Here is a 22,352-nt window from a genome sequence, read left to right as displayed (position 1 = left end):
ACTGATGTAAGCACCCGGGGATTTCAGCGCTTGCCGCCTTTTTGCAGCGCGAAATTCTTGGTTAAATGAACGGGGCCCTTCATGCCGCAGAGGCGTTGGCTGCACGCTTCAACCCCGGTCACTTACTGATGTAAGCACCCGGGGATTTCAGCGCTTGCCGCCTTTTTGCAGCGCGAAATGCTGGGTTAAATCAGTTGATCCTTGCCTCTTCGCATAGGCGAGGAGAAAGGTAAAAGCAAAAAGGCAACGTAAGTTGCCTTTTTTAGTCGGTAGGCCGGGTAAGGCGTTACGCCGCAACCCGGGGAATGCACCGGGGTTGATGCATTGGTGCGGTTTCTTCTCGGGTCGCGCTGCGCTTACCCGGGCTACAGGCTGGTGCGGTCTGGTTTTTTGTCGCCCGGGTAAGGCGTTCGGCCGCAATCCGGGAATGTTCAGCCTTCTTTCGCCGATTTACTGATTTTTTACCCAACCGCCCGTTTGCGCGCTAAAGCCCAGCGCCTGCATAAACGCCGCCATCACGCCGCGGTCTTCCACGCCGGCATCCGCAATCCGCCAACTGGTGATTTCTGGATTATCCTTTAGCGCTTCTTCCACTAAATATTGCCCGACGCCGCGACGGCGGGTCACTTCACGCACGCACAGCGCGCTGAGTTCGCCCTCAACGCCATTCAGCGTAATACGTACCGCTCCCAGCAGACGCTCGTTGAAGCGGGCGGCGTAAATACGATGGCTCTCATCTATCGCCAGTGCCGCGAGATCCTGCGACGGCCAGATTTTCCCTAAGTCGATACGATCCTGATCGCTGAAGTGCTGTAAACGAATAATGGTCAATTTCATGCTCGGTGAGTCCAGTTAAAACGGATGCGTCAGTGTATCCAAATTCCCCGCCAGGCGGAGCGCCGTTTTTTGCCTCGTCATCAGGGGATTCGTTTTCCTGGAAGGAACAGGGTAGAGCAATTCATCATGGATCGAAAAATAAGCAGAATTTTAACCTGATATATAGCGTTTTATTCCGCCTTATGTATCGTTATTTTATGCTGTTTGCTGGACTTTTTTTGTTTATCTTCCCGTAAATACAGAATATTATCTTTGCTTAATCGCCTGAAAAATAGAGAATTTACTCTGGATTCAGGCAAAAAACCTCGCTAAACCATTAAAGATAATGGTAAAAGTAGCGTTGTTTAATAAAAGCACAGAATGCTTTTTAACCATAAAAATACAAAATATTTACACCACATCACGAACGGGGTTCTGCAGCATGAAAAGGAACGCGAAAACGGTTATCGCGGGGTTAGTCGCACTGGCGATGTCCCAGGCGGCTTTTGCCAAAGATATTAAGGTCGCTGTTGTTGGCGCGATGTCTGGCCCGGTAGCCCAGTGGGGCGATATGGAATTTAACGGCGCGCGCCAGGCAATCAAAGACATTAACGCTCAGGGCGGCATTAAGGGCGATAAGCTGGTCGGCGTAGAGTACGATGACGCCTGTGACCCGAAACAGGCCGTGGCGGTGGCGAACAAAATCGTCAATGACGGCATCCAGTATGTTATCGGCCACCTCTGCTCTTCTTCCACTCAGCCGGCATCCGATATCTATGAAGATGAAGGCATTTTGATGATCTCGCCGGGAGCGACTAACCCGGAGCTGACTCAGCGCGGTTATCAGTACATCATGCGTACTGCGGGTCTGGACTCCTCGCAGGGACCGACCGCCGCTAAATACATCATGGAAAACGTCAAACCGCAGCGTATTGCTATCATTCATGATAAACAGCAGTATGGCGAAGGCCTGGCGCGCTCTGTTCAGGAAAGCCTGAAAAAAGGCGGCGCGAATATCGTCTTCTTCGACGGCATCACCGCTGGCGAAAAAGACTTCTCCGCGCTGCTGGCGCGCCTGAAAAAAGAGAATATCGACTTCGTTTACTACGGCGGCTACTACCCGGAAATGGGTCAGATGCTGCGCCAGGCGCGTTCCGTAGGGCTGAAAACCGTGTTTATGGGCCCGGAAGGCGTGGGTAACGCGTCGCTGTCCAATATCGCGGGCGATGCGGCGGAAGGCATGCTGGTCACGATGCCAAAACGCTATGACCAGGACCCGGCTAACAGCGCTATCGTTGACGCGCTCAAAGCGGAGAAGAAGGACCCGAGCGGTCCGTATGTCTGGATCACCTACGCCGCCGTACAGTCACTGGCGCAGGCGATGGACCGGGCCGGAAGCCAGGAGCCGCTGGATTTAATCAAAGATCTGAAAGCTCACGGCGCGAAAACCGTGATTGGGCCGCTGAATTGGGACGAAAAAGGCGATTTGAAGGGATTTGAGTTTGGTGTCTTCCAGTGGCACGCGGATGGGTCATCCACCCTCGCGAAATAAGCCATAAGACAAGTTATCCCACCGCCCGTGCAAAGCGGGCGGGTTGAAAAAGGTTACCTTATGTCCGAGCAGTTTCTCTATTTTTTGCAGCAGATGTTTAACGGCGTCACGCTGGGAAGCACCTATGCGCTGATTGCCATCGGCTATACCATGGTGTACGGCATTATCGGCATGATCAACTTCGCCCACGGTGAGGTGTATATGATTGGCAGCTACGTCTCCTTCATGATCATTGCCGCCCTGATGATGATGGGTATTGATACCAGCTGGCTGCTGGTTGCTGCCGGATTCGTCGGCGCTATCGTGATTGCCAGCGCCTACGGCTGGAGTATCGAGCGCGTGGCCTACCGGCCGGTTCGCAGCTCAAAACGCCTGATTGCGCTGATCTCCGCCATCGGGATGTCGATCTTCTTGCAAAACTACGTCAGCCTGACGGAAGGCTCGCGCGATGTCGCGCTGCCAAGCCTGTTTAACGGCCAGTGGACGGTGGGCAGTAGCGACAACTTCTCCGCGACCATTACCACCATGCAACTGGTGATCTGGGTGGTGACCTTTATCGCCATGCTGGCGCTAACGCTGTTTATTCGCTATTCCCGCATGGGGCGCGCCTGCCGCGCCTGCGCTGAAGATCTGAAAATGGCCAGCCTGCTCGGGATTAACACCGACCGCGTCATTGCGCTGACCTTTGTGATCGGCGCGGCAATGGCGGCGGTTGCCGGCGTTCTGCTCGGACAGTTTTACGGCGTTATCAACCCCTACATCGGCTTTATGGCCGGGATGAAGGCCTTCACCGCTGCGGTTCTGGGCGGCATCGGCAGCATTCCTGGCGCGATGATCGGCGGGCTGATCCTCGGTATTGCCGAAGCGCTCTCTTCTGCCTATCTCAGCACGGAATATAAAGACGTGGTCTCCTTCGCGCTGCTGATCCTGGTTCTGCTGGTGATGCCTACCGGCATCCTGGGCCGTCCGGAGGTAGAAAAAGTATGAAACCGATGCATTTTGCGATGGCGCTGCTGTCGGCAGTTATGTTCTTTATCCTGGCGGGCGTCTTTATGGGCGTGCAGCTGGAGCTTGACGGCACGAAGCTGGTGGTGGATACCGCCGCCGATATCCGCTGGCAGTGGATCTTTATCGGAACCGCAGTGGTTTTCTTCTTCCAGCTGCTGCGTCCCATTTTTCAGAAAACCATGAAGAACGTCTCCGGGCCGAAGTTTATTCTGCCGGCTATCGACGGTTCGACGGTAAAACAGAAGCTATTCCTGATCGCCCTGCTGGTTATCGCCGTGGCGTGGCCGTTTATGGTGTCGCGCGGGACGGTGGATATCGCCACGCTGACGATGATCTATATCATCCTCGGCCTGGGTCTTAACGTGGTGGTAGGACTTTCCGGCCTGTTGGTGCTGGGCTACGGCGGCTTTTATGCCATCGGCGCCTATACCTTTGCGCTGCTGAACCACTATTACGGCCTGGGCTTCTGGACCTGCCTGCCGCTGGCGGGGCTGGTTTCGGCGGCGGCGGGCTTCCTGCTTGGCTTCCCGGTCCTGCGTCTGCGCGGCGACTATCTGGCGATTGTCACGCTCGGCTTCGGCGAAATCGTGCGCATCCTGCTGCTTAACAACACCGAAATAACCGGCGGTCCGAACGGCATTAGCCAGATCCCAAAACCGACGCTCTTCGGCCTTGAATTTAGCCGCAGCGCCCGTGAAGGCGGCTGGGATACGTTCAGCAACTTCTTTGGCGTGAAGTACGACCCCTCCGATCGCGTCATTTTCCTCTACCTGGTCGCTCTGCTGCTGGTGGTGTTAAGTCTGTTCGTGATTAACCGTCTGCTGCGTATGCCGCTGGGCCGCGCGTGGGAAGCGCTGCGCGAAGATGAAATCGCCTGTCGCTCGCTGGGCCTCAGCCCGACGCGCATCAAGCTGACCGCTTTTACCATCAGCGCCGCGTTTGCCGGTTTTGCCGGAACGCTGTTCGCCGCCCGTCAGGGCTTCGTCAGCCCGGAATCCTTCACCTTCGCCGAGTCGGCCTTTGTGCTGGCGATTGTGGTTCTCGGCGGTATGGGCTCTCAGTTTGCGGTGATCCTGGCGGCGGTTCTGCTGGTGGTCTCGCGCGAGCTGATGCGTGATTTCAATGAGTACAGCATGCTGATGCTGGGCGCGCTGATGGTACTGATGATGATCTGGCGTCCGCAGGGGCTTCTGCCGATGACGCGTCCGCAGCTGAAGCTGAAAAACGGTCAGGCAAAAGGAGAGCAGGCATGAGTCAGCCATTATTATCCGTAAACGGTCTGATGATGCGTTTCGGCGGTCTGCTGGCGGTTAACAACGTGTCGCTGGAGCTGCGCGAGCGGGAAATTGTCTCGCTTATCGGCCCGAACGGCGCGGGCAAAACCACCGTTTTTAACTGTCTGACCGGTTTCTACAAGCCCACTGGCGGCACTATTATGCTGCGTGACCAGCATCTGGAAGGGCTGCCGGGCCAGCAGATTGCCCGCATGGGCGTAGTGCGAACGTTCCAGCACGTGCGTCTGTTCCGCGAAATGACGGTGATTGAAAACCTGCTGGTGGCACAGCATCAGCAGCTGAAAACCGGGGTTTTCTCCGGCCTTCTGAAGACGCCATCCTTCCGCCGCGCCCAGAGCGAAGCGCTCGATCGCGCCGCGACCTGGCTTGAGCGTATTGGCCTGCTCGAACACGCCAACCGCCAGGCCAGTAACCTGGCCTACGGCGACCAGCGCCGTCTGGAGATCGCCCGCTGCATGGTGACCCAGCCGGAAATCCTGATGCTGGATGAGCCCGCCGCGGGGCTAAACCCGAAAGAGACCAAAGAGCTGGATGAGCTGATCGTCGAGCTACGCAGCCATCACAACACCACCATCCTGCTGATTGAGCACGATATGAAGCTGGTGATGGGCATTTCCGACCGTATTTACGTGGTAAACCAGGGCACGCCGCTGGCCAACGGTACGCCGGAAGCGATCCGCAACAACCCGGACGTGATCCGCGCCTATTTAGGTGAAGCATAATGGTGGTGACGCATAAGATGGAAAAAGTGATGTTATCTTTTGACAACGTCAGCGCGCATTACGGCAAAATCCAGGCGCTGCACAACGTCAGTCTGCATATCAATCAGGGAGAAATTGTCACCCTGATTGGTGCCAACGGTGCGGGGAAAACCACGCTGCTGGGTACCCTGTGCGGCGACCCGCGCGCCTCCAGCGGCCGCGTGGTTTTCGACGGTAAAGATATTACCGACTGGCAGACGGCGAAAATCATGCGCGAAGCGGTGGCGATCGTGCCGGAAGGGCGCCGGGTCTTCTCGCGGATGACGGTGGAAGAGAACCTGGCGATGGGCGGTTTTTTTGCCGATCGCGACCAGTTCCAGACCCGTATTAAATGGGTGTATGAGCTGTTTCCGCGCCTGCATGAGCGCCGGGTTCAGCGGGCGGGCACCATGTCCGGCGGCGAGCAGCAGATGCTGGCCATCGGGCGCGCGCTGATGAGCCAGCCGCGCCTGCTGCTGCTGGATGAGCCTTCGCTCGGTCTGGCGCCGATTATCATTCAGCAAATCTTCGATACCATCGAACAGCTGCGCGAGCAGGGGATGACTATCTTCCTCGTCGAGCAGAACGCCAACCAGGCGCTGAAGCTGGCCGACCGCGGCTACGTGCTGGAAAACGGTCACGTGGTGCTGGAGGATACCGGCGATGCGCTGCTGGCGAATGAAGCGGTACGCAGCGCCTATCTGGGCGGGTAGTGTAATCAAGACGCCCGGCAGGAACGCCAGAACGGTATATTAAAGAGGTTCGCTATCCACACCAAACGCCCGGCATCTGCCGGGCGTTTTTACTTGACTCCTACAGCTCCAGAGAGCGTTTCCACAGCATAAAATCATACTGTTCGAGCGCATCCGCTTTGGTGCGCCAGGTTCCGCTGGCGGTAGCGATGATTTTCTCAAACAGGCCGTCGGCGATATCCGCCAGTGGCGTGCCTTCGATAATCGGCCCGCAGTCATAATCGATAATATCCGGCATCTTTTTTGCGAGCGCGGTGTTGGTTGAAACTTTGAGAACCGGAACGATAGGGTTCCCCGTCGGCGTACCCAACCCGGTTGAGAAGATCACCACGTTGCACCCCGCCGCGACCAGGCCCGTTACCGCGTCCACATCGTTGCCCGGCGTGCAGACCAGCGAAAGGCCGCTTTCTCCCATCGGTTCGGCATAGTCGCATACCGCGCTAACTGGCGCTCTGCCGCCTTTTTTCGCCGCGCCGGCGGATTTTATCGCGTCAGTGATCAGCCCATCGGCAATGTTTCCCGGGCTGGGGTTATCGGCGATGGTGGTGCCGAAGAAGTTCGCGACATGCTCATAGTTTTTCATCAGCGACAAAAACTTCTCTTTCAGCTCCCGGGTCGCGCAGCGCTGAACGATATCCCCTTCCGCGCCGCACAGCTCGGGGAATTCCGCCAGCCCCGATGCGCCGCCGAGGGCGACGAGGCGGTCGGATACTTCGCCCATCGCCGGGTTTGCGCTGATCCCCGAGAACCCGTCAGAAGCGCCGCACTTCACGCCGATTTTGAGGTGGGAGAGCGGGACGTCCTGCCGCTCGGCGACGGGGGCTTCGCGGATCGCGTTATAAGTTTCGGTCAACGCATCCTGCATCATTTTTTCTTCGCTACTCCAGTCCTGCTGCCTGAAGTAAATAATCGGTTTGCTGAAGTTCGGGTTACGCTTCGCCAGCGCGGCGTTGAAATCAACAATTCGCGCTTTTTCACAGCCGAGGGCGAAGACCGTCACGCCAAGAACGTTAGGATGATCGGAATAGGCGGCCAGCACGTCGCACATCGTCATGCTGTCCGAGGTGGCGCCGCCGCAGCCGGAATTAACGGTAATACAGCGAATACCGTCAAGATGCGGAAAGGGCAGATGTCGGGTATCGTTTAAAGCCCCTGCCGATGTCACCTGACGAGCAAAATTTTTCAGGCCGTTATTGGCGTAGCCAAGGGCGTCGTTTAGCGCATCGGTGACGCGCTGAACGTTGCGGTTTTCACAGAATACCAGCGGAATGACCAGCCAGTAGTTTGCGGTGGCGACCCGGCCATCTTCACGCACGATTCCCTTAAACGTCCGCTGCTGCCAGGCGGAAATATCCGGCTGCTGCCAGTCATAGGGGGCGACATCGTCAAGCGTAACCGGGGCCGCGTAGTGTTTGATATTCTCCGTGGTGATGGCTTCGCCCCGGGTGATGGGGCGCGTCGCTTTACCGACCGGTACGCCGTACAGCGAAACGATATCGCCGGGCGCAATATCCTCGGTGGCAAATTTATGTTTGGCTTTGACATCGCTACGCAGAACGTAGGCCTCATCGTTCCAGTGAACCCGCTGTTCTTTGCGTAAGTCCTGCAGCGCAACGATTAAGTTATCAGTAGGGTCAATCTTTAAGATGGTCTGCATGTTATTTATCCTTTGTTATAAGCGCATCAGGACTTAGTGATGGGTAACCGCAACGCCGTTTGTCGCTTTTCTGCCGGCAAGAGCGGCAATCAGCAGCGCACAGCAGACGGTAATCAGCGACAGTGCGACCAGGCCCGCCGAATCATTGCCGAAGAAGGTATCGACCTCAACGCGAATGAGCGGCGCCAGGAAGCTACAAAACGCGCCCATGGTGGTGCAAAAGCCGATACTGGCGGCCAGCGCCGAGCCTGACACAATCTGCGCCGGGAAAGTCCAGAAAATGGGTTGCACGGAGAGAAAGCCGATGGCCGACAGCGAGAGCGCGGCAATGGCGAGCACCGGGCCGGACCAGGCAGAAACAAACAGCCCCAGCGCCGCAGCCAGCATACAGATGACCGAAATCAGTACCCGGCGAGCCGGCATTTTGTCCGCCAGACGCGGAATGTAATAGACGCCGACGGCGGAGCAGGCCCACGGAATGGCGGCGACCAGCGACTCTTTAAAGCCGAGCGTGGAACCCATTAGCGAGGCGACTTGCGAAGGCAGGAAGAACATCAGTCCGTACACGCTGATCTGGATGGTGCCGTAGATCAGCGCCAGGTGCCAGACTTTAAGGCTTTTCAGCGCGGTACCAACGCTGCTGGTTTCCGTCTGCCGCTGCTCCTGCTGTAGCTGGGCAATCAGCGCCTTTTTCTCTTCTTCGTTCAGGAAGCGCGCTTTGGCCGGCGTATCGTCGAGCCAGAACCAGGCGAAGATCCCCATGATGACCGCCGGAATGCCTTCAATAAAGAACATCCAGAACCAGCCGGGTTTACCGAGGAAACCGTGCATTTCCAGCAGCGCGCCGGAGATGGGCGAGCCTAAGGTCAGCGCCAGCGGTACGCCGAGTACGAAAATACCGACGACGGATGCGCGAACTTTATTGGGAAAGTAGATGGAGGCCAGCAGCAGAATACCGGGATAAAAACCGGCTTCGCCTAATCCCAGTAAAAAACGCAGAACAATAAACTGGGTTTCCGTCTGCACCAGTCCGGTGAGGGCAGAGAGAACGCCCCACAGCGCAGTAGTGATGCTTAACCATTTCTGCGCGCCAATTTTATTCAGGATCAGGTTTGCGGGAATGCCAAATAGCGCATAGGCGGCGAAAAAGATCCCTGCCCCGAGGGCGAAGGCGGAATTGGAGAGCCCAATATCCACCTGCATCGCCTCTTTAGCGAATCCCACGTTCACCCTGTCGATAAAGGCGATGAAGTACAAAATAAACATCAGTGGCACCAGGCGCTTCCATGATTTCGTAATCGCGGAATTGAGGGCCGGATTGTCGTAAGCTGTGATGGTTTTCATAATACCTCCGCGTGGGGGTCAGGCATTAATTTCAATACCAGCACGGGAAAGTATCCGCAGAATACTTTCGGTCTGGCCGGTTGTGAGTGAGCTAAACGGTGGCGTGCAGCGGTCGGACTGAATAATTCCGCGCAGCTGTAACGCTTTTTTAAATGTTGGAATGAACGGATCGTTAACCGCGTAAATATCCATTAACCCATCCACTTTTTGCTGATACCGCGAAATTTGCTGCAAATCGTTATCGTTAAATGCCTGCATCCAGTCGCGGAATATTTCAGGGCAAATATTGGATAACCCGCCGATACATCCATCGCCCCCCGCCAGGACATTGTGCGCGAAGTTATTGTCATAACCGGCATAGACTTCAAAATACGGTAGTTCAGATTTTACCTGGCGAATCACCTGCGACGTGTGATTGGTGTCCGGAATGGTGTCTTTAAGACCGACAATGTTTGGGAACTCTCTGGCGAGTCGTAAACAGACCTCTGGCGAGACGCAATAGCCGGTACGTTCCGGGAAGTTATAAATAAATATTTTGGCGGCGGTGCGGCGAGCTATCTGGCTATAAAATGTATAAATGCCTTCATCAGTCAGGCGGAAGTACCACGGGCTGATAATCATGACGCCATCCAGTCCGCACTCATCTGCATAGTTAGCCAGCTCTACGCACTCGTCAATATCCATGCGGCTGGTACCCGCATAGGCCTTTATTCCCTCGCGCGGGAACTCTGCCGCCATTTGAATTACCTGACGGGATGTTTTCATATCCAGCGAGAAAAACTCACCGGTACTGCCCATGACGACAAATCCCGATACGCTGCTTTTAATGAAATCATACAGGCGAAAGTTGCCTTCAGGATCCAGCCTGCCCTGCTCATCAAAAACCGTTATTGCCGGGGTGATGTAATGACTTTGCATATTAAACCTCTTTGTTGTTCGTATATACAAACAGTGTTTGTATTTGCGATTAAGCATAAGTAAACACGCCATCGACGTGAAGTCAAATGGCGTCAAAGTCGTGCGGATAATTGATTAAATCAATGAATAGATGGGGAATTATGCAGAATAGTCGGGCGCCACGGTGGATCATTAAATATCGGTATTGTGTGGGTAATCACAATTCCAAAGGCGCCGTTGGCAAGTAAATCAGTAATTTTTAATATCAGGCAGCTTATTCAGCACGCTTTCGATACGACCCTTGGCCTCTTTTAGCGCACGAATCACCTGCTGCGTTTTTTCATCGCTGGCGCGGAAAGAGGGCAATGAGACGCTGATCGCCGCCAGAATAATGCCTTTCTGCTGCAGGGGGACGGCGAAGCAGATGGTATCGTCGTTGATTTCCCGATCGTCCATGGCATAACCGTTGGCGGCAACCATATCCAGCTGCTGACGAAGCTGGGCCATATTCGTTACGCTGCGGGCGGTAACGGAAGGAAAACCCTGCGGATAGAGCTCCAGAATCTCTTCGTCGCGGTGCTTATGCAGCAGCGCCTTGCCCAGGGCGGAGCAGATTGCCGGCAGGCGCGTCCCTACCTTAGAGACCAGCTGCACGGTTTGATCGCCCTGGACTTTATCAACATACAGTACCCAGGCGTCATCCAGAATGCCGAGCTGGCAAACTTCGTTGCATTCAGTGACCACCGCGTGCATTTCGCTATTGATCGTTTTCAGCCAGAACTCTTTTTCGACGGTGGCGCTGGCCAGAACCGCGCAGGAGATCCCCAGAGTGTAAATCCCGTTGCGATCGTCGTGACTGATATATTTGCGATACTGCAGTGATTTGAGGATCGGGAAAATGGTTCCCTTGGAAATATCCGTTTTGAGCGATAGCTCGGAAAGCGTCATTCCATCCGCGTTGGCTAAGGTTTCCAGAATGAGCAAAACGCGCTCGGTAGGTTTATGAAGCGTCTTCATATTTTTCCTTTTGACGGCTCGCCGTAGAGTGCTCTTTAACGCACTCTATTTAACTACAGATCCCCGTTTATCTGTAGTCTGCGCCGCCTCTCTTTTTCCCTTGCCATTTCCCTGCCACTTTTTTTTCACCGTTTCATCATGTTTTTGCCAATTTATTGTAATATTTTTGTAATGCAATAGTTATTTTTCTGTCATTCGAGCATGTCATGTTACCCCCGCGAACATAAAACGCGTGAAATCGCGCATCCGGAACAACAAGAGAGATAACCGATGATATCGTTACGACATACAGCTTTAGGACTGGCGCTCAGCCTGGCATTTGCCGGACAAGCCCTGGCGGTAACCACTATCCCATTCTGGCACTCGATGGAAGGGGAGTTGGGGAAAGAAGTTGATTCACTGGCGCAACGTTTCAATGCAGCCAACCCGGACTATAAAATTGTCCCGGTGTATAAAGGCAACTATGAGCAGAGCCTGAGCGCAGGCATCGCCGCCTTCCGTACCGGCAACGCGCCGGCGCTATTACAGGTTTATGAAGTCGGCACCGCGACGATGATGGCCTCAAAGGCGATTAAGCCGGTTTATCAGGTGTTCAGCGATGCGGGCATTCAGTTTGACGAAACGCAGTTCGTTCCCACTGTTTCCGGTTATTACACTGATTCGAAAACCGGACACTTGCTCTCTCAACCGTTTAACAGCTCCACGCCGGTGTTGTACTACAACAAAGACGCCTTTAAAAAAGCCGGGTTAGATCCGGAACAGCCGCCGAAAACCTGGCAGGATCTGGCGGCGTATACCGCGAAGCTGAAGGCTGCCGGGATGAAATGCGGCTACGCCAGCGGCTGGCAGGGCTGGATCCAGATTGAAAACTTCAGCGCCTGGCACGGCCTGCCGGTGGCCACCAAAAACAACGGCTTCGACGGTACCGACGCGGTGCTGGAGTTCAACAAGCCGGAGCAGGTCAAGCATATCGCCCTGCTCGAAGAACTGAACAAGAAAGGCGACTTCAGCTACTTCGGGCGTAAAGACGAATCCACCGAGAAGTTCTATAACGGCGACTGCGCCATTACCACCGCCTCCTCCGGCTCGCTGGCGGATATTCGTCAGTACGCGAAGTTCAACTATGGCGTAGGGATGATGCCGTACGACGCCGACGTGAAAGGCGCGCCGCAAAACGCCATTATCGGCGGGGCCAGCCTGTGGGTGATGCAGGGGAAAGACAAAGAAACCTATACCGGGGTCGCCAGATTCCTCGATTTCCTGACTAAACCGGAAAACGCGGCCGAATGGCACCAGAAAACTGGCTATCTGCCGATTACCACCGCTGCTTATAACCTGACCCGCGAGCAGGGTTTCTATGATAAGAATCCGGGTGCGGATATTGCGACGCGTCAGATGCTGAATAAGCCGCCGCTGCCGTTCACCAAAGGGCTGCGTCTGGGCAATATGCCGCAGATCCGCACCATCGTGGATGAAGAGCTGGAAAGCGTGTGGACCGGTAAGAAAACGCCCCAGCAGGCGCTTGACGCCGCGGTTGAGCGCGGTAATCAGCTGCTGCGCCGTTTCGAACAGTCAACGAAGTCGTAATCTTTTAGCCCGTCCCTCATCCTCACCCTCTCCCGAAAGCGGAGAGGGACCGTTCGGCACACTCCTCTTCCTTGCCTTTTGGGAGAGGGCCGGGGTGAGGGGAAAACAACGCAGAGTTTAACTATGTCATCATCCCGTCCGGTGTTTAAATCCCGCTGGCTGCCCTATGTGCTGGTCGCGCCGCAGCTGGTTATCACCGTCGTATTCTTTATCTGGCCCGCTGGCGAAGCGCTGTGGTATTCGCTGCAGAGCGTCGATCCTTTTGGGCTCTCCAGCCAGTTTGTCGGCCTGGACAACTTTTTAGCCCTGTTCCACGATCCGTATTACCTGGACTCCTTCTGGACCACCATTAAGTTCAGTACGATGGTTACCGTCAGCGGTCTGCTGATCTCGCTGTTTTTCGCCGCACTGGTCGATTATGTGGTGCGCGGCAGCCGCTTCTATCAAACGCTGATGCTCCTGCCCTATGCCGTTGCGCCCGCGGTGGCGGCGGTGCTGTGGATCTTCTTATTCAACCCCGGACGCGGGCTGATTACCCATCTTCTCGGCGAAATGGGCTATGACTGGAACCACGCACAGAATAGCGGTCAGGCGATGTTCCTCGTGGTTTTCGCCTCGGTCTGGAAGCAAATTAGTTACAACTTCCTGTTCTTCTTTGCTGCGCTGCAATCGATTCCCCGCTCGCTGGTTGAAGCCGCCGCGATTGACGGCGCCGGGCCGGTTCGCCGCTTCTTCAGGCTGGCGCTACCGCTGATCGCCCCGGTGAGTTTCTTCCTGCTGGTAGTGAATCTGGTGTACGCCTTCTTTGATACCTTTCCGGTTATCGATGCCGCAACCGGCGGCGGGCCGGTGCAGGCGACGACGACGCTGATTTATAAGATCTACCGTGAAGGTTTCGCCGGGCTCGACCTGTCCGCTTCCGCCGCCCAGTCGGTGGTGCTGATGTTCCTCGTCATTATTCTGACGGTGGTGCAATTCCGCTACGTTGAGAAAAAGGTGCGCTACCAATGATTGAAAACCGTCGCGGGCTGACGATTTTCAGCCACACGATGCTGATTTTAGGGATCGCGGTCATTCTGTTCCCGCTGTATGTCGCCTTTGTTGCGGCGACGCTGGACAGTAAAGCGGTCTTTGACACGCCGATGACGCTGATACCCGGCGGGCATCTTCTCGAAAACATGAAATTCATCTGGGTGAATGGCGTCGGGGCCAACAGCGCGCCGTTCTGGCTGATGATGCTCAACAGTTTCATCATGGCCTTTGGCATCACGGTGGGCAAAATTACGGTATCGATGCTCTCCGCTTTCGCCATCGTCTGGTTTCGCTTTCCGCTGCGCAACCTGTTCTTCTGGATGATCTTTATCACGCTGATGCTGCCGGTTGAGGTGCGCATTTTCCCGACCGTAGAAGTGATCGCCAATCTGAAAATGCTCGACAGCTATGCCGGACTCACGCTGCCGCTGATGGCCTCGGCGACCGCGACCTTCCTGTTTCGCCAGTTCTTTATGACCCTGCCGGACGAGCTTATCGAGGCCGCACGTATCGACGGCGCATCGCCGATGCGCTTTTTCCGCGACATCGTCCTGCCGCTGTCGAAAACCAACCTGGCGGCGCTGTTCGTCATCACCTTTATTTACGGCTGGAACCAGTATTTGTGGCCGCTGCTGATTATTACCGACGTGAATCTCGGCACCGCGGTCGCGGGCATCAAAGGGATGATCGCCATCGGCCAGGGCACCACGCAGTGGAATCAGGTGATGGCGGCGATGCTGCTCACGTTGATTCCTCCGGTAGTCATCGTTTTAGCCATGCAGCGCGCGTTTGTGCGTGGTTTAGTGGATAGTGAGAAATAAAATGGCAGGACTGAAGCTACAGGCAGTAACCAAAAGCTGGGATGGCAAAACCCAGGTGATCCAACCGCTGACGCTGGACGTTGCGGACGGCGAATTTATTGTGATGGTGGGCCCTTCGGGCTGCGGAAAATCAACCCTGCTGCGTATGGTGGCGGGTCTGGAGCGGGTTACCAGCGGCGATATCTGGATTGATCGCAAGCGCGTCACCGAAATGGAACCGAAAGATCGCGGCATCGCGATGGTGTTCCAGAACTACGCCCTCTATCCGCATATGAGCGTGGAAGAGAATATGGCGTGGGGCCTGAAAATTCGCGGTTTAGGTAAGGGATTAATTGCTGAACGGGTGCGGGAAGCGGCGCGTATTCTGGAGCTGGACGGCCTGCTGAAGCGCCGCCCGCGCGAACTCTCCGGCGGCCAGCGCCAACGCGTGGCGATGGGACGGGCTATCGTACGCGATCCGGCGGTATTCCTGTTTGATGAGCCGCTATCCAACCTTGATGCCAAACTTCGCGTGCAGATGCGCCTTGAGCTGCAGCTGCTGCACCGTCGGCTGAAAACCACCTCGCTGTACGTGACTCACGATCAGGTGGAGGCGATGACCCTCGCCCAGCGGGTGATGGTAATGAATAAAGGCATCGCCGAGCAGATTGGTACGCCGGTCGAAGTCTATGAAAAACCGGCCAGCCGCTTTGTGGCGAGCTTTATCGGCAGCCCGGCAATGAACCTGCTGGAAGGGCGGGTCAGCGATGACGGCAGCCGCTTTGAGCTGGAGGGTGGAATGCTTTTACCTGTCAACAGCGAGCATCGACGCTATGCCGGGCGTAAGATGACGCTGGGTATCCGCCCGGAACATTTTGCATTAAGCTCCGAAGCGGAAGGTGGCGTACCGCTGGTGATGGATACGCTGGAAATTTTAGGTGCCGATAACCTTGCCCACGGGCGCTGGGGCGCGCAAAAGCTGGTGGTCCGGCTGCCGCACCAGCAGCGTCCGCAGGCGGGCAGCACTCTGTGGCTGCATCTGCCGCAGGAAAGTCTGCACCTTTTTGATAGTGAAACAGGACAACGCGCATGAGTCACTGGCCTTATCCCCATATCGTCGCCCACCGCGGCGGCGGTAAACTGGCCCCGGAAAACACCCTGGCGGCCATCGATACCGGCGCTCGTTATGGCCATACGATGATTGAATTTGACGCTAAGTTATCGAAATACGGGCACATTTTTTTACTGCACGATGACAATCTTGAACGCACCAGCAACGGCTGGGGCGTGGCGAGCGAGCTGGCGTGGAACGATCTGCTAAAAGTGGATGCCGGCAGCTGGTACAGCGGCAAATTCAAAGGCGAGCCGCTGCCGCTGCTGAGCGAAGTGGCCGATCGCTGCCGTCAGCACGGCATGATGGCCAATATCGAAATTAAACCGACCACCGGCACCGGCCTGGTGACCGGTAAAGCGGTGGCGCTGGCGGCGCGTGAGCTGTGGCAGGGAATGACGCCGCCGCTGCTCTCATCGTTTGAAATCGATGCGCTGGAAGCGGCGCAGGAAGCAGCGCCTGAACTACCGCGTGGGCTACTGCTGGATGAGTGGCGCAACGACTGGCGCGAACTCACCGCGCGTCTTGGCTGCGTCTCTATTCATCTCAACCACAAGCTGCTGGATGAAGCGCGAGTGGCAAACCTGAAGGCTGCGGGCCTGCATATTCTCGTCTATACCGTTAATAAACCGCAGCGTGCCGCCGAACTGCTGCGTTGGGGCGTTGACTGTATCTGCACCGATGCGATTGATCTCATCGGCCCACGCTTTTCGGCATAACAGGCGGCAGGCGGCCTTACGGGGTCGTCTGGCGCTGCAGCATCCCACCGTTGTTGTTGGGTAGAGGCTGCTGCCGGTTCAGGTTGTTATTCTGCTGTACCCGCTGCCGATCGTTATTCAACTGCGTCTGAAGATGCTGCTGCTGCGTGCGCGACTGGCTCTGAATACCCTGCTTCAGATTGTTTTGCTGCTGCATTTGCTGGGTCTGCATCTGATTTTGCATCCGCTGCTGGCTGGGCACCACGTACCCCGGCTGATTGGGGTTATTGTCTATATTGATCGGCTGCGCCATGACGCTCAGCGGGACCAGCGCCGCCAGATATAACATTGCTTTCATTGTTCTCTCCTCACTTCGTGGGATCGCTTAAGTCTACTCCGTTTCCGGCGTAACAATGATCTTTTAGGACTTATCAGCCAGGCTTATACCCTAAATAATTCGAGTCGCAAGAAGGTGGCTCCCGATGAGCTTACTCAGGTAAGCGATGCGGGTGACGAGCGCGGACAGCGTAAGTGCGGCCTGAAGTATAACGGGTATCGACGGGGATAAAACACAATTCAGGAGTATGACAATGAGAAGAACAACGCTCTGGCGTCAGGTGGTCATCGCTGCGCTGCTGGCGGGCGGCAGTTTTACCGTCGCGGCAGATCCCGCCCCGCCTCCGGTCTCGTATGGTGTAGAGGAAGATGTTTTTCATCCGGTTCGCGCTCAGCAGGGGATGGTCGCCTCGGTGGATGCGCAGGCAACGAAGGTTGGCGTGGATATTTTACGTCAGGGCGGCAATGCGGTGGATGCTGCCGTGGCGGTGGGCTACGCGCTGGCGGTCACCCATCCGCAGGCCGGTAATATCGGCGGCGGCGGGTTTATGATGCTGCGAACCAAAGACGGTAATACTACGGCAATCGACTTCCGCGAGATGGCCCCTGAACAGGCCACCCGCGATATGTTTCTCGACGATCAGGGCAATCCGGACAGTAAGAAATCGCTGACCTCCCATCTGGCTTCCGGCATCCCGGGGACCGTGGCCGGCTTCTCCCTCGCGCTGGAGAAATACGGCACGATGCCGCTCAACAAAGTGATCCGTCCGGCAATTAAGCTGGCGGAAGAGGGCTTCACGGTCAACGATGCGCTGGCCGACGATCTGAAAACCTACGGCAGCGAAGTGATCCCCGACCATGCCAACAGCCGGGCTATCTTCTGGAAAAACGGCGAGCCGCTGAAAAAGGGCGATAAGCTGGTGCAAAAACAGCTGGGGAAAAGCCTGGAGCTGATTGCCGAGCTGGGGCCAGATGCCTTCTATAAAGGGGCGATCGCCGACCAGATTGCCGCGGAGATGAAGAATAACGGCGGACTAATCACCAAAGCGGATCTGGCGAATTACAACGCGGTTGAACGAACGCCGGTGAGCGGCGAGTATCGCGGCTATCAGGTGTTCTCCATGCCGCCCCCATCGTCCGGGGGCATTCATATCGTGCAGATCCTGAATATCCTCGAAAACTTCGATATGCATAAGTACGGCTTCGGCAGCGCCGACGCCATGCAGGTGATGGCCGAAGCTGAAAAGTACGCCTATGCCGACCGTTCGGAATACCTTGGCGATCCGGACTTCGTCAAGGTGCCGTGGCAGGCGCTGACCAGCAAAGCCTACGCTAAATCGATTGCCGGGCAGATTGATGTCAATAAGGCGAAGCCGTCGAGCCAGATTCGCCCCGGCAAGCTGGCCCCCTATGAAAGCAATCAGACTACCCATTTCTCGGTGGTGGATAAGGACGGTAACGCCGTTGCGGTGACCTATACGCTGAACACCACCTTTGGCACCGGCATCGTGGCGGGGAACTCCGGCATTCTGCTGAACAATCAGATGGATGATTTCTCAGCTAAACCCGGCGTGCCGAACGTCTACGGGCTAGTGGGCGGCGACGCTAACGCCGTCGAGGCGAAAAAACGTCCGCTGTCATCGATGTCGCCAACGATTGTGGTGAAAGATGGCAAAACCTGGCTGGTGACCGGTAGCCCGGGCGGCAGCCGCATCATCACCACGGTACTGCAGATGGTGGTGAACACCATCGACTTTGGGATGAACGTCGCGGAAGCCACCAACGCCCCGCGCTTCCACCATCAATGGCTGCCGGACGAACTGCGGGTAGAGAAGGGGTTTAGCCCGGATACGCTGAAGCTGCTGGAGAGCAAAGGGCAGAAAGTGGCGGTGAAAGAGGCGATGGGCAGTACCCAGAGTATTATGGTTGGCCCGGATGGCACGCTGTACGGCGCATCCGATCCGCGTTCGCCGGATGATTTAACCGCAGGGTATTAGGTTTACCCTCACCCCGACCCTCTCCCTGCCGGGAGAGGGTTAGTTGAGCTTCACCCCTTCAGCCGCGCCATAAAGTAGGCATCGACATATTCGCCGTTGCGCAGGGCGTACTTTCTCCCCGTCCCTTCAATTTCAAAGCCTAATTTCTGATATACCGCAACCGCGGGAGCGTTATCCACAAACACCGTCAACTCAATACGGTCAACGCGGAGCCAGTTGTCGCACATGTCGATCATGGTGCGAATCAGCTCACTGGCAACGCCGCGATTGTGCCATCGTGAATCCACGCAAATGCCGAAATCGGCGACGTGGCTCCGGCGCGGGCGCTGGATAACCTCAATGGCGAGGTGTCCCACGACCTGGTCATCTATGCTGGCGACCAGCTGTTTGACGCCCGGTCGGTCGGTTAGTCGCTCGTGCCACATATGGCTGGAAGGATGAGGAACCTGTAGCGTATTGCGATATACCTCCGGCTGAGCATGGATCTGACGGATTGTGTCGTAATCTTTGGCTTCGGCATGGCGTATCACTATGTCGCTCATTCTTCATTTTCCTTGATGGGTTAATCGTCCTTCTAAACATCACTGACTTTAAAAGAGGGATCAACGACTATTTTTTGCAAAAAGAGGTGGACAAGTGCGAATGAGAATGATTATTATTGCTCTGCGTTCAGGGAGACCCTTGCGGAAAGCCTGAAAGCACGACATTGCTCACATTGCTTCCAGTATTACTTTAGCCAGCCGGGTGCTGGCTTTTTTTTTGCTTTTTTTCAGCCTGCGCCCGGATGTGGGTTACTGCGCCGCTTCGGCAGTATGCGCTTCCGCTCTCTCTTTCGTTTCTACCGCGGTATCTGTGATGAATCCCACCACGTTGTTCTTTTCCGCGACCGGCGGCAGCACTTCTGCCTGGCCGGAAAACACGCCGCCCTTTTTAATGGCCAGCGTACGGTAGGCCAGCGTTCCGGTGACGTTACCGTTTTTATCGATTTCAATGGTATCGCTACTGCACTGGCCGATGACGCAGCCGTCAATAACCAGTTCGCGGCAGGTAATGTTTCCCTCCAGCAGGCCGCCGGTCATGATCTTAATTTGGTTCTCTTTCGCGTCGATATCGCCGCTCACCGTGCCGTAGATATCGACATTACCCGCCGCAATAATGTTTCCTTCAAAGCGCATGCCGCTGGCGATGACCGTGGTATCCGGCTTCCTGGCCGCAGAGGTGACTTTGTCGTTGACCGGCGCGGGTACGCTGGCTGGCTGTGGCGTAACGTCGATAGTTTTATTCTTTTTAAACATATGGTTAACCCGATGGTATTGAAAATGAAAAACGAAGGATGACAGGGAGAAAGAACCAGATAACAAGGCCATGTACGTGGATTCGAAGCACCATGCCAGCAGGCCAAGCAGCCAGAAGAGAAGAGCGCTATTTATGGCTAAATACTTGCTTTCCATGCGAATGAGATGGCTACTCCTTAGTCATCGTGGGTTGGAAAAGAGAAGGACGATGTGGCTTACTAACCGCCAGCGCGCTGGATAAAAAATGTTCTCTTCCTGAGGGGTTCTCTTATCCAGAAATTAGTCTGCGGGGTCAATCATTTTGAACGGTAAATTTAACATTTCAGAATATACCCCTCTGAATGTAGGGTTTAAGTTCGCTGCTGGCTTGCGCTATGGTTAATAGCAGCGATATTAACTAAGGACAGCGTTATGACTTTACACTGCGCATTTATTGGATTCGGCAAAAGTACCACCCGCTACCATCTTCCCTATGTTTTGCACCGAAAAGACCGCTGGCATGTGGCGCATATCTTCCGCCGCAGCGCCAGGCCGGAGGAGCAGGCGCCGCAGTATTCGCACATCCACTTCACCAGCGATCTCGATGAAGTGCTTAACGACCCGCAGGTCAAGCTGGTGATCGTGTGTACCCACGCGGACAGCCATTTTGATTATGCCAAACGGGCGCTGGAGGCGGGTAAAAATGTGCTGGTCGAAAAGCCTTTTACGCCGACTCTGGACGAGGCGAAGACGCTATTCGCGCTGGCGAAAAGCAAAGGGCTGACGGTCACTCCGTACCAGAACCGCCGCTTTGACTCCTGCTTTCTGACCACGAAGAAAGTCATTGAGAGCGGCAAACTGGGGGAGCTCGTCGAGATTGAAAACCATTTCGATAACTATCGCCCGATAGATGGTGGAAAGCCTGGCCTGCCGCAGGATGGGACGTTCTATGGTCTGGGGGTCCATACCATGGACCAAATTATTGCTCTGTTTGGCCGCCCGGATCATGTGTCTTACGACATTCGTAGCCTGCGCAACCAGGCCAACCCGGACGATACTTTTGAGGCCCAGCTGTTCTACGGCAATCTGAAAGCGATTGTTAAATCCAGCCATCTGGTGAAGCTGCCCTACCCAAAATTCATCGTCCATGGTCATAAAGGGTCATTTATTAAATACGGTATCGACCAGCAGGAGACCAGCCTGAAGGCGAATATCATGCCCGGTGAGCCAGGATTCGGCGCGGACGATACGTTGGGCCTGCTGGAGTACGTCAATGAAGCAGGGGAAACCGTACGGGAAGAGGTTCCGCTTGAAACCGGCGACTATGGCCGCGTCTATGATTCGCTGTATGAAACCCTCGTTAACGGCCAGCCTAATTTCGTCAAGGAATCTGAGGTTCTCACGAATATCGAGATCCTTGAACGCGGCTTTGAGCAGCCGTCTCCCGCCACTATAACCCTTGCAGGATAAGCAACTCCGGCTCCTCTGTGCTTGTTCATATTTTTTGAACAGAGGAGTCAATTTTCACCCTCTATGATCGCCAGGGGATTGGGTCCACACTTATCCCATCGAAAACATACGGGGGTGCAACATGATCTACTTACGCAAAGCTAACGAACGCGGCCACGCTAACCACGGCTGGCTGGATTCCTGGCATACTTTCTCTTTCGCGAACTATTACGATCCTGACTTTATGGGCTTCTCGGCGCTGCGGGTTATCAACGATGACGTGATCGACGCAGGCCAGGGCTTCGGTACCCATCCGCATAAAGATATGGAAATTCTGACCTACGTGCTGGAAGGGGCCGTGGAGCATCAGGACAGCATGGGTAACAAAGAGCAGGTTCCGGCGGGTGAGTTTCAGATCATGAGCGCGGGTACCGGTATTCGTCACTCTGAGTACAACCCAAGCGCCACGGAAAAACTGCATCTGTACCAGATCTGGATTATGCCGGAAAAAAATGGCATCACTCCGCGCTACGAACAGCGCCGCTTTGATGCCGTTCAGGGCAAACAGCTGGTGCTGTCGCCGGATGCTCGCGAAGGCTCGCTGAAAGTGTACCAGGATATGGAACTGTACCGCTGGGCCCTGCTGAAAGATGAGCAGTCGGTGCATCAGATTGCCGCCGAACGCCGGGTGTGGATCCAGGTGGTGAAAGGTGAAGTCACCATCAACGGAACGAAGGCCACCACCAGCGATGGCCTGGCCATTTGGGACGAGCAGGCGATTTCCGTGCATGCTGACGGCGATAGCGAGATACTGCTGTTCGATCTGCCGCCAGTCTGATACGCGTCATCCTTCAAGCCGCATTTTTGTTGGCTCTCCTCACTCACCCCGGTCGCGTACCCCTTGTACGCTTCCGGGGGTTCGTTGCGTTGCCGCCTCAATGCAACTTGAATGATTTTGCGTATCCACTCTAAATTAATCTGTTAGCCCTC

21 protein-coding genes are annotated in these 22,352 nt (G+C 55.5%); 13 read left to right on the top strand and 8 right to left on the bottom strand.

The genetic code is table 11. The features are described 5' to 3' along the window. Positions 1-450: 450 nt before the first annotated feature. The gene (panM, locus tag ABLV12_RS10315) at positions 451-837 is read right to left on the bottom strand and encodes an aspartate 1-decarboxylase autocleavage activator PanM (RefSeq protein ID WP_004116081.1); all 387 of its coding nucleotides are present in this window, start codon (positions 835-837) and stop codon (positions 451-453) included. A 421-nt stretch (positions 838-1,258) separates the two neighbouring features. On the opposite strand from panM, the gene livK reads away from it, so the two are divergent. The 5 genes from livK to livF are packed head-to-tail and all read left to right on the top strand — an operon-like array spanning position 1,259 to position 6,124. Continuing rightward, entirely contained in the window at positions 1,259-2,368 is a 1,110-nt protein-coding gene (gene livK, locus ABLV12_RS10310; protein WP_004116079.1) for a high-affinity branched-chain amino acid ABC transporter substrate-binding protein LivK, read from the top strand. 60 nt (positions 2,369-2,428) lie between these two features. Continuing rightward, positions 2,429-3,355 (top strand): high-affinity branched-chain amino acid ABC transporter permease LivH, encoded by a 927-nt coding sequence (gene livH, locus ABLV12_RS10305; protein ID WP_004106541.1) that lies wholly within the window; start codon positions 2,429-2,431, stop codon positions 3,353-3,355. Beyond that, entirely contained in the window at positions 3,352-4,629 is a 1,278-nt protein-coding gene (livM, locus tag ABLV12_RS10300; protein WP_004106539.1) for a branched chain amino acid ABC transporter permease LivM, read from the top strand. The genes livH and livM overlap by 4 nt, the downstream gene beginning before the upstream one ends. Then, a complete protein-coding gene (livG, locus tag ABLV12_RS10295) occupies positions 4,626-5,393 on the top strand; it encodes a high-affinity branched-chain amino acid ABC transporter ATP-binding protein LivG (protein ID WP_004106537.1) in 768 nt (255 codons plus the stop codon). Before livM ends, livG begins: the two co-directional genes overlap by 4 nt. Positions 5,394-5,410: 17 nt before the next feature. After that, a complete protein-coding gene (gene livF / locus ABLV12_RS10290) occupies positions 5,411-6,124 on the top strand; it encodes a high-affinity branched-chain amino acid ABC transporter ATP-binding protein LivF (protein ID WP_004126158.1) in 714 nt (237 codons plus the stop codon). 100 nt (positions 6,125-6,224) lie between these two features. Here the strand turns inward: livF and ABLV12_RS10285 are convergent, their stop codons facing one another. From ABLV12_RS10285 to ABLV12_RS10270, 4 genes are all read right to left on the bottom strand, one after another. Beyond that, positions 6,225-7,820 (bottom strand): altronate dehydratase family protein, encoded by a 1,596-nt coding sequence (locus ABLV12_RS10285; RefSeq protein WP_004116062.1) that lies wholly within the window; start codon positions 7,818-7,820, stop codon positions 6,225-6,227. A 33-nt stretch (positions 7,821-7,853) separates the two neighbouring features. Then, the gene (locus tag ABLV12_RS10280) at positions 7,854-9,164 is read right to left on the bottom strand and encodes an MFS transporter (RefSeq protein ID WP_004116060.1); all 1,311 of its coding nucleotides are present in this window, start codon (positions 9,162-9,164) and stop codon (positions 7,854-7,856) included. Positions 9,165-9,182: 18 nt separating this feature from the next. Continuing rightward, entirely contained in the window at positions 9,183-10,082 is a 900-nt protein-coding gene (locus tag ABLV12_RS10275) for a dihydrodipicolinate synthase family protein (RefSeq protein ID WP_004106528.1), read from the bottom strand. 228 nt (positions 10,083-10,310) lie between these two features. Then, entirely contained in the window at positions 10,311-11,078 is a 768-nt protein-coding gene (locus ABLV12_RS10270) for an IclR family transcriptional regulator (protein ID WP_004106526.1), read from the bottom strand. A 270-nt stretch (positions 11,079-11,348) separates the two neighbouring features. Here ABLV12_RS10270 and ugpB point away from each other — a divergent pair, with 270 nt between their 5' ends. The 5 genes from ugpB to ugpQ all read left to right on the top strand — a co-directional run bounded on the left by ugpB (position 11,349) and on the right by ugpQ (position 16,327). Next, complete coding sequence (gene ugpB, locus ABLV12_RS10265) at positions 11,349-12,665, top strand: sn-glycerol-3-phosphate ABC transporter substrate-binding protein UgpB (RefSeq protein WP_004106515.1); 1,317 nt, start codon at positions 11,349-11,351, stop codon at positions 12,663-12,665. Between the two features lie 123 nt (positions 12,666-12,788). Beyond that, positions 12,789-13,676, top strand: a complete 888-nt coding sequence (gene ugpA / locus ABLV12_RS10260; RefSeq protein ID WP_004106512.1) for a sn-glycerol-3-phosphate ABC transporter permease UgpA — start codon at positions 12,789-12,791, stop codon at positions 13,674-13,676. Next, positions 13,673-14,518, top strand: coding sequence for a sn-glycerol-3-phosphate ABC transporter permease UgpE (gene ugpE, locus ABLV12_RS10255; RefSeq protein WP_004116045.1), 846 nt, complete (start codon positions 13,673-13,675; stop codon positions 14,516-14,518). The genes ugpA and ugpE overlap by 4 nt, the downstream gene beginning before the upstream one ends. Before the next feature lies 1 nt (position 14,519). Continuing rightward, on the top strand, positions 14,520-15,590 hold the full coding sequence (locus ABLV12_RS10250; protein WP_160886733.1) for a sn-glycerol-3-phosphate import ATP-binding protein UgpC: 1,071 nt from the start codon (positions 14,520-14,522) through the stop codon (positions 15,588-15,590). Beyond that, positions 15,587-16,327, top strand: coding sequence for a glycerophosphodiester phosphodiesterase (ugpQ, locus tag ABLV12_RS10245; protein ID WP_348867025.1), 741 nt, complete (start codon positions 15,587-15,589; stop codon positions 16,325-16,327). Before ABLV12_RS10250 ends, ugpQ begins: the two co-directional genes overlap by 4 nt. 16 nt (positions 16,328-16,343) lie before the next feature. Here the strand turns inward: ugpQ and ABLV12_RS10240 are convergent, their stop codons facing one another. Further along, on the bottom strand, positions 16,344-16,664 hold the full coding sequence (locus ABLV12_RS10240; protein WP_004106506.1) for a DUF2756 family protein: 321 nt from the start codon (positions 16,662-16,664) through the stop codon (positions 16,344-16,346). Positions 16,665-16,896: 232 nt separating this feature from the next. Here ABLV12_RS10240 and ggt point away from each other — a divergent pair, with 232 nt between their 5' ends. Next, on the top strand, positions 16,897-18,639 hold the full coding sequence (gene ggt / locus ABLV12_RS10235; RefSeq protein WP_160886737.1) for a gamma-glutamyltransferase: 1,743 nt from the start codon (positions 16,897-16,899) through the stop codon (positions 18,637-18,639). Positions 18,640-18,689: 50 nt separating this feature from the next. Here the strand turns inward: ggt and yhhY are convergent, their stop codons facing one another. Next, entirely contained in the window at positions 18,690-19,181 is a 492-nt protein-coding gene (gene yhhY / locus ABLV12_RS10230; RefSeq protein WP_064373621.1) for an N-acetyltransferase, read from the bottom strand. Between the two features lie 249 nt (positions 19,182-19,430). Next, positions 19,431-20,090: a polymer-forming cytoskeletal protein gene (locus ABLV12_RS10225; RefSeq protein WP_004106503.1), complete on the bottom strand. Its 660-nt coding sequence runs from the start codon at positions 20,088-20,090 to the stop codon at positions 19,431-19,433. A 255-nt stretch (positions 20,091-20,345) separates the two neighbouring features. On the opposite strand from ABLV12_RS10225, the gene ABLV12_RS10220 reads away from it, so the two are divergent. Together ABLV12_RS10220 and ABLV12_RS10215 are read left to right on the top strand one after the other, a co-directional pair. After that, positions 20,346-21,383, top strand: coding sequence for an oxidoreductase (locus ABLV12_RS10220; RefSeq protein ID WP_004106502.1), 1,038 nt, complete (start codon positions 20,346-20,348; stop codon positions 21,381-21,383). Positions 21,384-21,504: 121 nt separating this feature from the next. Then, positions 21,505-22,200, top strand: a complete 696-nt coding sequence (locus ABLV12_RS10215; RefSeq protein WP_023321717.1) for a pirin family protein — start codon at positions 21,505-21,507, stop codon at positions 22,198-22,200. Positions 22,201-22,352 lie beyond the last annotated feature (152 nt).

The organism is Klebsiella sp. CN_Kp100, assembly GCF_040065315.1.
Taxonomy (GTDB): domain Bacteria; phylum Pseudomonadota; class Gammaproteobacteria; order Enterobacterales; family Enterobacteriaceae; genus Klebsiella; species Klebsiella oxytoca.
This window is presented reverse-complemented; position numbering and strand designations above follow the sequence as displayed.